Annotated in this window: 10 protein-coding genes; 6 read left to right on the top strand and 4 right to left on the bottom strand. The window is 49.5% G+C overall.

What is annotated here, in order from left to right; all coding sequences use genetic code 11:
* Positions 1-255 precede the first annotated feature (255 nt).
* Together hpsL and glmM are read right to left on the bottom strand one after the other, a co-directional pair.
* Entirely contained in the window at positions 256-1,911 is a 1,656-nt protein-coding gene (gene hpsL / locus QQ055_RS07585) for a hormogonium polysaccharide biosynthesis protein HpsL (protein WP_286004493.1), read from the bottom strand.
* 11 nt (positions 1,912-1,922) lie between these two features.
* On the bottom strand, positions 1,923-3,413 hold the full coding sequence (glmM, locus tag QQ055_RS07590) for a phosphoglucosamine mutase (protein ID WP_286004494.1): 1,491 nt from the start codon (positions 3,411-3,413) through the stop codon (positions 1,923-1,925).
* Positions 3,414-3,856: 443 nt separating this feature from the next.
* Here glmM and QQ055_RS07595 point away from each other — a divergent pair, with 443 nt between their 5' ends.
* Positions 3,857-6,628 carry a hybrid sensor histidine kinase/response regulator gene (locus QQ055_RS07595; RefSeq protein ID WP_285963892.1) on the top strand — a complete coding sequence of 924 codons (2,772 nt, stop codon included), beginning with the start codon at positions 3,857-3,859 and terminating at the stop codon, positions 6,626-6,628.
* Entirely contained in the window at positions 6,625-7,983 is a 1,359-nt protein-coding gene (locus QQ055_RS07600; RefSeq protein ID WP_286004495.1) for a sensor histidine kinase, read from the top strand. Before QQ055_RS07595 ends, QQ055_RS07600 begins: the two co-directional genes overlap by 4 nt.
* On the opposite strand, the gene QQ055_RS07605 is transcribed toward QQ055_RS07600, so the two are convergent.
* Together QQ055_RS07605 and QQ055_RS07610 are read right to left on the bottom strand one after the other, a co-directional pair.
* The gene (locus tag QQ055_RS07605) at positions 7,980-8,780 is read right to left on the bottom strand and encodes a Tab2/Atab2 family RNA-binding protein (protein ID WP_286004496.1); all 801 of its coding nucleotides are present in this window, start codon (positions 8,778-8,780) and stop codon (positions 7,980-7,982) included. The two genes, QQ055_RS07600 and QQ055_RS07605, sit on opposite strands and share 4 nt — an antisense overlap.
* A gap of 4 nt (positions 8,781-8,784) precedes the next feature.
* The gene (locus QQ055_RS07610) at positions 8,785-9,225 is read right to left on the bottom strand and encodes a hypothetical protein (RefSeq protein WP_285963895.1); all 441 of its coding nucleotides are present in this window, start codon (positions 9,223-9,225) and stop codon (positions 8,785-8,787) included.
* Positions 9,226-9,250: 25 nt separating this feature from the next.
* On the opposite strand from QQ055_RS07610, the gene QQ055_RS07615 reads away from it, so the two are divergent.
* The 4 genes from QQ055_RS07615 (at position 9,251) to QQ055_RS07630 (ending at position 13,446) form a co-directional block, all read left to right on the top strand.
* Entirely contained in the window at positions 9,251-9,934 is a 684-nt protein-coding gene (locus QQ055_RS07615; RefSeq protein WP_286004497.1) for a response regulator transcription factor, read from the top strand.
* Between the two features lie 6 nt (positions 9,935-9,940).
* Positions 9,941-11,206: a sensor histidine kinase gene (locus QQ055_RS07620; RefSeq protein ID WP_283357054.1), complete on the top strand. Its 1,266-nt coding sequence runs from the start codon at positions 9,941-9,943 to the stop codon at positions 11,204-11,206.
* Positions 11,207-11,389: 183 nt separating this feature from the next.
* Positions 11,390-12,520 (top strand): redoxin domain-containing protein, encoded by a 1,131-nt coding sequence (locus tag QQ055_RS07625; protein WP_286004498.1) that lies wholly within the window; start codon positions 11,390-11,392, stop codon positions 12,518-12,520.
* A 488-nt stretch (positions 12,521-13,008) separates the two neighbouring features.
* Positions 13,009-13,446, top strand: a complete 438-nt coding sequence (locus QQ055_RS07630) for a pentapeptide repeat-containing protein (RefSeq protein WP_285963897.1) — start codon at positions 13,009-13,011, stop codon at positions 13,444-13,446.
* Positions 13,447-13,476 lie beyond the last annotated feature (30 nt).

Genomic DNA, 13,476 nt, shown 5'->3' on the forward strand with positions numbered 1-13,476 from the left:
AGAAGGGAATTAGGAGTTAGGAGTTGGGGGTTGGGGAAGAAGGGAATTAGGAGAACTTGATAACTATCAACTCAGCACTCTCTTCCCCACTCTGCACACTGCTTCGCAGAAGCTAAAGCAACAGCACTTTCCACTCAGCACTCTTGACCCCACTCGGAACACCGCTGCTTGGTGTGCAAGCTACGGAACTGGGAACTTTGCACTCTTTTCCCCACTCAGCACTCAGCACTCAGCACTCAGCACTCAGTTCGAGAGTTATCTTCGTTTTCGAGTTTTGGCTTTGCCTTTCTTTTTACCTCGCTTTTTCTTGCTATTTTGTTCTGCTTGTTGGGCGAGAATGTCGGCTTCTAGACTTTCTCGCTTATCTATTTCTGGCAGTCTTAACAGCACCCCGGCAAAAAACCAATAATAGATGGCAACGGGATCGGTATCGAGGGGATACCAGTAGGTTTGGTAGCTAATAATGAGGATGAACACCCAAAAACAAGCCCCGAAGCTGCGGAAGTTGCGATCGCGCACGGAGCGATAGGCTTTAAAGGTGAGAACCGTTAGGGCTGTCACCATTAACAAGAATAAGATTAACCCAGGCCAGCCCACTTCATACAAGATTTTGGGAAACCAGGTTTCAATGAGGGTGGTTTTGCCAAAGGTGCGGGCGGAGTTGGTGGCCCGTCCTAAGCCTGCACCTAATAGGGTCGTTTTATCGGCGGTGTGGGCGGCTTGGGCGGCGATAAATTCGGTGGGGGGGGAGGCGTTCCAACGGCTGACGGTACTATCCCAGCGTTCTTGTACTACGTCAGGATACATGGTCATCGCCCCGCCGAGGAGGATGGCTAAACCGATGGCGATGGGGATGAAGCGTTTGAGGTTGGTGAGTTGCCCGGTAAGAACGAGTAAGATGACGGTGATGATGGGAACGAGAATTAAGGCGATCCGTTGCCCGGAAATGACCGCACAGACGAAGACGGAGGCCATCCCCCCAAGTCCCATTATTCGCCACAAGGGGGAAGGATCGCTGAAGGCGGTGGCAAAGGTGAAAAAGGCGTTGGAGATCATGAACCACGCCCAGTGCCACGGGGAAACGAAGGTTCCGGGCAACCGGATCATGTTCACCTGGGGGCTGAAGGCGAGGGAACCGCCAACGAAGCAACGGGCATCAAGGTTGGCTTTAAATAGGTCTGCGCCAACGAGGTTGCGGGTGCCTTCGCAGCGCCCTGACTGCAACATGGAATACTGGATAAAGCACAGGGCGCAGCAGATAATGGCGAAGATGACGTGCGATCGCGTTAAGAATAAAAATTCTTTTTTGGAACGGATGAGATAGTAGGCACAGGTAATCAGGGGAATATATCCCATGAAGACTTTTAAGCCTAAGATTCCCAGGAGAATTGGTTTTTCGCCAGGGGCAGAGGCTTGGGTGGCGTTCACGGCTAAAATCACGAGAACGCAATACCCCAATAGCGCATACACCCAAGGCAGAAACTTTTTGGGCAGTAGAAACGGGACGCGTTCTCGCTGGCAATATTTATAAAAGCCAAAGAGGGCGGGGATGTAGAAGGCATCCTTTGCCAGTTGAAAGAGGGGGCTGCCGCCGCCGACGGAGTAGGTGACGGTTCCAGAAATCGGCAGAAACATTAAAAAGGCCCAAATCGCCTGCCGAGGGTACTGGGAAGACAGCAGTAAGATGACGGTGGCGACAAACCCACCAAGTCCGGCTTTGTCGCCGCCAACAGCAAACCCAATTCCCCCCAGTACGGCTCCGATCCCGATGGCTTGAGCAGCGGCGGCAATGAAGGCGCTGCGATCGCTGGCAGCTTTGCGCTTTTGGGCGGCTAGCTCTTTTTTAGTAGGGGGGGACGGAACCGTGGGAGTAATGGGCGGTTCTTGGATTTTGGTTTTGGATCTAGCCAAGGAAATGCGGATTAGGTAAGGTACCGCTGAACCGCTAGCACGAGGTTATCTGCCCAGTGGTTGGCGAGTTCAGCACTTGCCGCTTCTACCATAACTCGGATAACTGGCTCTGTGCCAGAGGCGCGCACGAGGATGCGACCGCGATCGCCCATGTCTTGAGTGGCGGTGGCGATCGCCTGTTGCAGGGGGTCGCATTCTTGCCAATTTAAGCGGGTTTGACGGTCTTCGACTCGCACGTTCCGCAGCAGTTGCGGGTAGGTTTGGAAGCTAGAATCGATTAATTTGGCTAGCGGGGTTCCCGATTCCTTGACAATTGCAGCAATATGTGCAGCGGTCAGCAAGCCATCGCCGGAAATTCCGTAATGGCGACAGAGGATGTGACCGGACTGTTCGCCGCCCAGCATTGCCCCGGTTTTCACCATTTCGGCGTGGACGTATTGATCGCCAACTGCGGTGCGGATCAGGGTGCCGCCGAGTTTCTCCCAAGCGCGTTCAAAGCCGAGGTTGGCCATGACGGTGGAGATAATCGTATTTTCGGGTAATAATCCGGCATTTTTCAGGGTGTGACCCCACAGATACAGGATGTAGTCGCCATCGACGGGCCGTCCTTGGGAGTCTACGGCGATCGCGCGATCGGCATCGCCATCGAAGGCAAACCCCAGATCGGCTTGGTAATGAACTACGGCCGCTTGTAAGGCTCCTAGGTGGGTGGAACCGCACTGGACGTTAATGCGATCGCCATCGGCGCGATCGTGCAAGCAAATCACCTCGGCCCCCAACTGGCGGAACACTTCCGGCGCAACTTGAACGGCGGCTCCCCATGCCAAATCTAAAACAATCCGTAGCCCTTGCAAATTGGTGGTTTTTAACAGGGGTTGATGCAGGGATTCGGTATAGTCTTTCACCAATTCCGGGCGATAGAAATGTTGGCCCCATTCCGTTTGGGTAGAGAGGACGTTAATATCGCCCCGCAAAGCCGCCTCAATTTCCGCTTGCATCGCTTGGGGTAACTTGGTGCCTTCTGAACCAAAAAACTTAATTCCGTTGTCTTCTGGGGGATTGTGGCTGGCGGAAATCATCACGCCGCCGAGGGAATCCGTCTTGTTTGCCAGATACGCCACGCACGCGGTCGGACATAAGCCCAAATTCCAGACTTCTAAGCCCGCCGCCGTCAGTCCTGCCGAGAGGGCAGAGGATAGCATATCGCTAGAATGGCGCGAATCTTGCCCTAAAATCACCGTTCCCGAAGTTTGGGCATAAGTGCGTAAAATTTGACCCGCCCAAAACCCGACTTGCATCGCTAGGGGGGCGCTGAGAAGATCGCCGACTTTACCCCGTATCCCATCTGTCCCGAATAATGGTGTTGTGGGTAGGGTAAGGGGACTCCAAGCATGGCTGCTAGAGCGCTTTTTGCTATCTGCGATCGCCTCTAGCGGTGACGCATGGATCGGCCCGGAGTCTAGGCGACTAGAACCCTGCGTTCTAGAAGGAGAAGTAACCATAAATTAAACACTCCACACAACACACTCACAGAGGAGAATATCACCTTTTTTCCAAAATCTTCTCCACCCTATTACGCATTCCTATCTCTAGATACAGGCGTCTTTAGATGAAGGGGTGCTAGATCGAGCTATAACATCTAGGGTGTGCTAACAGCTTTCAGCTAGACTCTCAGCGATAGAATATTTCTTTATTCGCAGCCAGATAAAAATCTCCGGAACCTGGTTGACTGACAAAACTTTTTTCCCCTCATCCCCAACCCTTCTCCCATTGGGAGAAGGGAGTCAATCAGCAATGAGCGTTCCCTCTCCTAGGAGTGAGGGCGGTTCGGACAACAACCTTAATCAGATTTGTCAGTCAATCAGGGAGGTGACAGTAACCGTGCTGACGGGTGTTGGCACTGATTCAGATGCGATCGCAGTTCATCAACTTGTGAAACCTTCCTATGAACGCTCCCATACATCAGCAAACCCAGGGACTGCCACTCCGCTTCTTTTTGGTGGTTCCGTTCATTGTACAAATTTCCTTAGCCGTCGGCCTCACGGGATGGCTATCGATCCGGAACGGACAGCAAGCGGTTAATGATGTGGCTAGCCAGCTTCGAGATGAAGTCACCAGTCGGATCGATAGCGAAGTTCGCTATAGCTTAGAAACCGCAATGACCATTAATCAACTGACTGTAGACTCTATGCGCCGCGAGGCTTTGAGCTTACAGGATGTGCAAGAGGTTGAAGGCGTCTATTGGGATCATTTAATCGCCTTTGACTTCATCAGCGGTCTGGGGTTAGGGCTGCCTTCAGGCGATATGATCGGCATCTTTCGCCGCGTCAAAGAGGGTCAAGAAAGCTACTTTATTGAGTATGCCAATGACTCAACGGGCGGATATTGGTTAAGCCAGCAAGTCAATTTGCAAAAACAAGTCCTGAATAGCACCAATACAGGTAATCGCATTGATGCGCGAGAACGTCCTTGGTATCGAGCCGCCGTCGCCGCAGGTCAACCCGTTTGGACAGAAATTTATCCCTCAATTAGTCGTTCGGCCGATAAAAGTCTGGCGATTAATGCCTCTCGTCCGATTTATGACGCTAATAATAATTTTGTTGGGGTTGCGAGTGTCATTTTTAATTTGGCGCATATTAGCCAATTTCTCGATCGATTAGAACTGAGTCCGTCTGGGGAAACCTTTATCCTAGAACGCACTGGGGAGTTGGTGGGGAGTTCTGATGGCACCGATCCTTTTACCCTGGAAGCAGGACGGCTGATGGCGGTTGATAGCCCCAATCTTTTAATTCAGGCGTCTGCAACTCATTTGCAGCAGTATTTTGGCGATTTGCAGCAGATTCAACAACCGCAGCAGCTTGAGTTTTGGATTGAGGGTCAGCGCCAATTTCTTCAGGTGACGCCGCTATCTTTGGCAGAGGGAATTAATTGGTTGATTGTGGTGGCGGTTCCGGAAGCGGATTTTATGGCACAGATTAATGCCAATACGCGCAATACAATTATTTTGTGTCTTTTGGCGTTGGCGATCGCCAGTATCGTCAGCTTAATTACGTCGCGCTGGATTAGCCACCCGATTTCTCGCCTCAGTCAGGCAACTGGCGCGATCGCCCAAGGTCAACTCAATCAAACGGTTGAAACTCAAGGGATTCAAGAGTTAGAAGTCTTGGCTCGATCGTTTAACCAAATGGCCAAGCAACTGCAAGATGTGTTTAGCGAACTTGAAGCGCGAGTCGAACGGCGAACCGCCGAATTAAAAGAAGCCAAAGACGCCGCCGATACCGCTAATCAAGCGAAAAGCGAGTTTCTCGCTAACATGAGCCACGAATTGAGAACGCCCCTAAATGGGATTTTGGGTTATGCTCAAATTCTGTTGCGCGAACCCGGTTTTGACGCCAAACAAAAAGACGGTCTCAGCATTATTCAACAATGCGGCGCTCATCTGCTGACGCTGATTAACGATATTCTGGATTTGGCAAAAATTGAGGCCCGAAAGCTGGAGTTATTCCCCCACGACTTCAACTTTCAGGCGTTTCTCAACGGCATTGTCAATATTTGTCGGATTAAAGCCGAGCAAAAAGAGATTGTCTTTGATTACCAAGTGCTGAATAAACTCCCGGCGGCTATCCAGGCGGACGAAAAGCGCCTGCGCCAAGTGTTAATCAATTTACTCAGCAATGCTATTAAGTTTACCGATACGGGCGGGCGCGTCACCTTTAAGGTAGGCGCAGTTGTGGATAGTAGCAAGACAACGGTTGTTGAGTCGCCCCCATCGTGGGTTTGCTTGCGCTTTCAAGTCGAAGATACTGGGGTGGGAATGTCGCCCGATTGGATTGAGAAAATCTTTACCCCCTTTGAACAAGTGGGCGAGAAGCATCGGATGGTGGAGGGAACGGGTTTGGGACTCGCCATTAGCCAGCAAATTGTAGAAATGATGGGTTCTGCAATTCAAGTGGAAAGCGTTTTAGGAGAAGGAAGTCAGTTTTGGGTAGAAATTAATGTCCCCCAATCAACCGATTGGGTAGAATCTCAGGCGCACGCAACGCAGAATATTAGTGGATATGAGGGTAAAACGCAACGATTGCTGGTGGTAGACGATCGATGGGAGAATCGGTCAGTATTAGTGAATCTGCTAGAACCGCTAGGGTTTGAGATGGTTGAAGCCAGTCAAGGACAAGAAGGGATTGAAAGGGCGATCGCGTCTCGTCCGGATCTGGTGATTACCGATTTAGCGATGCCGGTGATGAATGGATTTGAAATGGTTCGTCAATTGCGATCGCTTCCCCAATTCCAAGACCTACCGATTATTGCTTCTTCGGCTAGCGTCTTCAATTGCGATCGCCAACAAAGTCAAGAGGCAGGTTGCACGGATTTCTTACCCAAACCGATACAATCAGAAGAATTATTAGCTCAACTCAGGCAGTATTTAAACCTGTCCTGGACTTACCAACCGGGTAGCGAACCGGCGATCGCGCCTCAAGCTGTCCCCACACCCCCTCAAAATACTTGGATCGTCCCTCCCGCTAAGGAGTTATTAGCCCTTTATACAGCCATCCGCATCGGAGATATCCGGGCTGTAGAACAAGAGGCTCGACGAATTCAACAATTGCACCCCGACTATGGCAACTTTTCGGGCAAAATATTGCAACTGGCTCAAGAGATGAACGAGCAAGCTATTCTCAAACTGGTTAAACCTTATGTGGAGGCTGAGAAATCATGACTCGGCAAAGTTTAATTCTAATTGTGGAAGACAATCCCACGAATGCCCGCGTCCTATTTGATGTCCTAGAGGCGGCCGGGTTTCGGGTTCTGTTAGCCCAATCGGGAGAGAGTGCTTTAGAAAAACTGAGTGCGATTACTCCCCATTTGATTTTGTTAGATGTAATGATGCCGGGAATGGACGGGTTTGAAACCTGCCGTCGCCTCAAAGCGGCGCAAGCCACTCAAGCCATTCCGGTGATTTTTATGACGGCTCTAACCGAAACTGCTGATAAGGTGAAAGCCTTTGCATTGGGGGCCGTCGATTACATTACGAAGCCCATCCAACAAGAAGAAGTATTAGCGCGAGTTAACGTGCATTTGCGCTTGCAAACCCTCAATCGAGAATTGCAGGATTTAAATCAGACTCTAGAGCAACAGGTGATTCAACGCACGGTTGAACTATCATCAGCGCTTGAGCAACTTCAGCAATCTCAGTTGCATTTGGTCAATAGCGAGAAAATGTCAGCTTTGGGGCAAATGGTGGCAGGTGTTGCCCATGAAATTAATAATCCTGTGGGCTTTTTGACGGGGAACTTACAGCCTGCCTTCAATTATGTTGAGGATTTATTGAGCCTGATTGATTTGTACCAAACAAAGTATCCCCAACCCGATTCGGAGATCGAAGAGCATATTGAAACTATCGATCTTGCGTTTGTGCGGGAAGATCTACCCAGTTTGCTGAATTCTATGAAGGAAGGGATAGGGCGAATTGCCAATATTAGCAATAGCCTGCGGACGTTTTCGCGTACAGATTGCAAGCGTCAAGTCGCGTTTAATCTGCATGAGGGATTAGATAGTACGTTGATGATTTTGGGGCATCGCTTGAAGGCTACAGCAAATCACCCTGAAATTAAAGCGGTTAAGCATTATGGCAACTTACCGTTGGTGGAGTGCTATCCGGGGCAACTCAATCAGGTTTTTATGAATATTTTGAGCAATGCCATTGATGCGTTAGACGAGCAAAATCAACAGCGCGCGCCGGAAGAGATCCAGGCGAATCCCAGTCAGATTCAGATTTGGACTGAAGTTTATCAACCCGGTTGGGTGAAAGTCCGCATTCTGGATAATGGGCCGGGATTATCTCCAGAAGCGCGATCGCACTTATTCGATCCTTTCTTTACGACTAAACCTGTCGGGAAAGGAACGGGGTTAGGGCTATCGATTAGTTCTCAAATTATCACGCAAAAACATGGAGGAAAGCTTTACTGCAACTCAACGCCAGGAAAGGGTACAGAATTTGTAATTGAAATTCCCATACAGCCTTCTGTACCGCTGTCTGCTGCTGCACCGGTTCGCGGTAACGCCCGCAGTTAAAATTCTCGTTGCAATAGCCAAAATCCGGTATAAGTCATGCCAGAATCGTCCGGTTGTACGAGGAGAAAGTGCAATCCCAAACTGGCTTTTTGGCGTTGGAGAAAAGTTTGACCCGCCGCCGCAACTTGGCGATCGCTAAACGTTTCCAGCACCCAGCGATCGACTAACCCCGCCTCTAAAATTAACCCATCCGGTTCCCCAGGGATATAATTTAACGCCGCAGGACGAACTTCTTGCAGCCACCGCGCCAAACGCATGGACTGACGGCCGCCATCAATGACTGCACCCGGAATCGGAACCGTAGAAGCCAATCCCAAATTTAAGGGAAATAACGCTTCAGGTAGGTGGCGAATGGGAATGGGACGCGCGCTGAACGCTTCAACCAAATTGCCCGCCGCCAGACTTGCAAACCGCCAGCGATCGCCCCAAAGATTTTCCGGTAGCGGCAAAGGTGGCGGTTTATCCAAGGCTAAAGGGGAAGAACCCGGTACAGACCGTTCGGTTAACCATTGCTTTAAAGCCAGGGTTCGCCGCGTCGGTTCAATCTCAATCCCTAAGTGCTTGCCTACCCCTTCTAAAAGATTGTACGCGACTGGGCGAAACACCTGAATCACCTCCGGCAGAGTCGCCGCCGCTTGTTGCAACTGCGAAATTAACCAAGCTTGATTCACCTCCGACTGAAGACAGCGCGCCTCATAGGTCAACTGGCGGGTGGCATCGCAAATCAGCAACTCCCAGAACGGCTGTCCGTTCTTTTGAGGCGATCGATAAATATCTACTTGCCAAATTCGAGACATGGTTTTAACGATCGATTCGATAGCGGACTAACCTTTGTACGGCTTCTGGCGAGAGTCCCAACTCTTGAATAATAGCGGCTTCCACCGCCTCCACCTCCGTCACCGGAAACTCAAAGCGCAACTCCTTGAGGGTAGTATCGGCAGTATTAACCTGAACCTCGGTAAAGTTCTCCCGGCGGTTAATTTCTGCTTCAATACTTACAATAGTGACATCAATGGCTAAATTGAGAACTTCCTCTGGATCGGCTTTAAGTTGTTGTGCGGTTTGGTAGTTATAGCTGAGAACCTGGTGCGCCACCCATCCACTACCTATCCAAAATCCCAATCCCAGTAGCGGGAGAGGCAAACAAAACTCTAAACTGGCCAGCAACCAAGACCGTTTTAGCGATCGCGCCAACGCTTGGGAGCGAGCGTGCCAAACTTGTAACCATTGAGGTTGGGACATACGATCGTTAACGATAACGCGAACTATGAGACTTTTACTGGTAGAAGATGACCCAGCACAACTCGACCCTCTTCATCTAGTTTTATCAGAAGTTGGCCATGTCGTGGATGCCGTGACTGACGCTGAAACCGCCCAGTGGTTAATCGAACAAAAAGATTACGATTTGTTGATTCTCGATTGGATGCTTCCTAAAATTAGCGGCGTGAGTTTGTGCCATCAATATCGCTCGGCGGGAAAAACGGCACCCGTTTTGATGCTGACGGCCAAAGATACCACCATTGATAAAGTCACGGCATTGGATGCTGGGGCCGATGATTATTTAGTAAAACCTGTGGATGTGGTGGAATTGTTGGCCCGCGTGCGTGCTTTGGGACGGCGATCGCCTCAATGGATTGGCGATACCCTGAGTATTGCCGATTTGCATCTTCACCTAACGACGTTGAAAGTGGAACGCCAACAAACCCAAGTGCAACTTTCAGGCCGCGAAAGTCAATTGTTAGAGTATTTTTTGCGCCGTCCCTACCAAGTCCTGACTCGCGAACAAATTGAGTTAGCTTTATGGGAATGGGGAACCGAACCCGAAAGCAATGCAGTCGCTAGTCAAGTCCGACGCTTGCGCCAACGCTTGCAAGCCGTAGAAGCCAGCGATTGGATTGAAACCATCTATGGGGTGGGTTATCGCCTCTCTCCCCCCCCTCAATCAGCGTAGGGAGTTATGTTTCATCGTTCTCGCCGCAATTTAGCTCGCTGGTTTACCTGGTCGATGGGGAGTATTTTGGTATCGTTTGCGAGTGCGGTTTATTGTATTGAAGTGCAGGATCAACTGACTTCGTTTGACCAAGCGCTGTTAGATAAAATTCAAGTGATGGCAGCCAGCGTTGAGTATCGCTACCATCGGGGACATTGGGAATTAAATTTAGAACATGTGCCGCTGTTAGGCAGTAATTCGCTGCCTTTGGATAGTAACTTAGTCTATGCCCGTTGGTATAACGAGCGAGGGCAGTTAGTGCAGTTTGTGGGGGCGTTTCCTTCAGAACAGCTTGAGGAACAACCCACGTTTCAGACCATTCGCCTGTCGGAAGAGGGGTCTGAGTTATTGCGTCAAGTGACGTTTCCGGTGACGCATCATCAAGTTTTAATTGGATATTTGCAGGTGGCGATTTCTTTATCTCCGGTGCAAGAGGCGATCGCCCAAATGCGATTATTCTTATCGGTAGGCGTCCCGGTGGCGTTGGGTGCTATTACCCTGACGGGTTGGTATTTGGGGGGAAGAGCAATGTCCCCCATCCGCAACGCCTACGATCATCTGCAACGATTTACGGCTAATGCTTCTCACGAATTGCGATCGCCTTTATCGGCAATTTTGAGCAATGCTCAGGTGGGTTTAATTTTACCAACTGGGGATGGGCAAATTCAGCGCGATCGCCTCTCGCAAATTGTGAAGACGGCGAAGGAGATGAGTCAGCTTGTCGATCAACTGCTGTTTTTGTCGCGTTCGACAGAGTATTTATCGCCAGAGGTTCTCAAGCAATTTGATTTCGGGGTTTGGTTAGAAAACTTGGCGGCAGATTATGCCCCGAAATTAGAAGCCCAACAGTTAGACTTGCAGACTCAATTTCCCTTAATGCCGGTATTGATTTGTGCCGATCCCGATCTATTGCGGCAGGCGATTGTCAACTTGCTCGATAATGCCTGTAAGTATACGCCAGCGGGCGGTCAGGTTTGTTTGCGACTCTCGACATCGGTTCGCTTCGCTACCCTGGAAATTGCGGATAATGGGATTGGCATTCCGCCAGGGGATTTACCCCATATTTATGAACGCTTTTATCGGGTAGATTCGGCTCGCAATCCGGAAACGGGGGGATTTGGTCTAGGCTTATCGATTGTCGATCAAATTGTCAAGGTTCATCGCGGTCAAATTCGGGTGAGTTCTACGGTAAATCGAGGCACCACATTTACCTTAGAATTCCCTTTGCTGTAGCAAAATCATTGCCTATCGTCAACCAACATTCGTCATAATTCCGTCATTTTTCTTTGTTAGCCTTGCGAGAGATGAAACAGAAAGTGCGAAATTCCAGCAGCAAAGGCGAAGCTTTTTTAACTGCGTTTGCAGAGTGCTGGATAGCTTTGTTTCTCAACGATACTTAAAGACTGGGTTAATTTTATGAGCGTTGTATCCGTTCGTCTGAGTGTAGGCGATCGCATTCCTGCGTTTAATCTTCCTTCGCAAACGGGAGAATACTTCAATATTGGTGACTTTGCGGGCAAACCCTTGGTCATCTGCTTTTTCCCCAATCCTTTAACACCAGACTGTATCGCTCAAGCGCGAGAAATTCAGACGTTATTACCCCAACTCGAAGCCATTGGCGTCAATCTAATTGGCGTTAGCCCGACTCCAGTAGAAGTCCTCCAAAATTTTGCCCAAACGCATCAGCTTCAATTTAAGTTACTCTCTGACCCAAAAGGCGCGCTTTGCCAAGAATACGGCATTCTCTACGGCAATGCTCAAAATCAATCTTTAACGGTTGCGCGCCAAACTTTTGTGGTGAATATCGATCTGCGAATTATCAAAGTTTACAATACGGTCGATCCGCACCAGCACGCTTCGCAACTGCTCGAAGATTTACAAGCGCTACTGGCAACTGAAGTGCCGCGCCACATTACGCGCCAAGCCCCCGTTTTACTGATTCCCAACGTCTTCGATCGCGAATTTTGCCAGCATTTAATCAATATTTGGCATACCCAAGGCAATGGCGAATCGGGGTTTATGCGCCAAGTGAACGGTCAAACGGTTGGGTTAATCGATCATAGCCATAAAATTCGCCGCGATCATTTCTTGCAAAACGGCGAAACCAAGGAACGAATTCGCTATTTATTTGGAAAACGGGTAACGCCGGAAATTTGGAAGGCCTATTGTTTTAATGTGACTCGGTTTGAAGATTTCCGAATTGTGGGTTACGATGCCAGCCGGGGGGGATATTTCCGCCCTCACCGGGATAATACCACCGCCGGAACGGCCCATCGTCGCTTTGCAATGACGATCAATTTAAATGCGGGAGAGTACGAAGGCGGTTATTTAAGATTTCCAGAATACGGCCCTCATCTCTATCGGCCAGATACGGGAAGTGCTGTGGTTTTTTCTTGCAGTCTTTTGCACGAAGCAACGGATGTAACGGCGGGATTGCGCTTTGCGTTGCTGACCTTTTTCTATGGGGAAAGAGAAGCACAAATACGAGATGAATATCGCAAGCGCAACCAAGGAAGTGAAGACCAAAACCAAGCCTATCAACCCTAGTTCTATCGTCTGCTTTAATGGACCAATCCGCGCAGGTGGGTTGGTTTTTTTGCGATCGCCCTTAGATAAAAAAATCCCCTGACCTAGTGGCAGGGGATTGGATCAGGGTGCATCTACTGATATTTCTTTTCCGAGCGAGAAAAGGAGTTCCGGAAAAAATTAGATGAATTTGCTCGGTTTCTGACCTGCGGGGGAGGAGACTGCAAAATATTAAACCTTGAGAGTGAGATTTCATTTCTAAAGATTATCCAAGCGGAGGACGCGCTCTGATGAGAAAGGAGCGATGATTATTTTATACAGATAGCCTCTATTGCTGATGGGTTGATAGGACAATCGCGATCGCATCCGTAATCGACACAGATCGCAGCGTATCTAGTCTTAGCATCACTGCGAGATAGGCCGTTACCCCTCACAGTGGTAAATAGCACAGCAACAGCGCTGTCTGTTTCATAAGGTTTGCGACTCACAGGTTGTGGAGATCTAAAACGATGAAATTCAAAATTCTCACTACAGTAGCACTTCTTTTTACCCTGGGTGTCGCGGTGCCTGTTAGAGCAGAAAATCCAGATCACGTCAGACAATTGTTAGAAACCAATCTCTGCTCTGGGTGCGATCTCAGCGGGGCCGATCTTAAGGGCGCTCACCTGATTGGTGCAGATTTAAGAGGGGCTAACCTAGCAGGGGCAGACCTATCGAATGCGAATTTGGAAGGCGCAGATTTAACCGGCGCTAATTTGCAAGATGCGGTCATGATTAGTTCTTTTTTGAATAGTGCCGATCTCAAGTCTGCGAATTTAACTGGGGTTGATTTAACAGAAGCCAATCTCATCCACGCCGATCTACAAGGGGCTGATTTAACGGATGCAGATTTATCGGGCGTCACGCTTCTGGAAACAGATTTACAGCCGGAATTGATTAATCAATAAAATTCTGTTCAGGTCTTGGTACCAGAGTCC

The sequence above is a fragment of the Geitlerinema calcuttense NRMC-F 0142 genome (genome assembly GCF_030285425.1).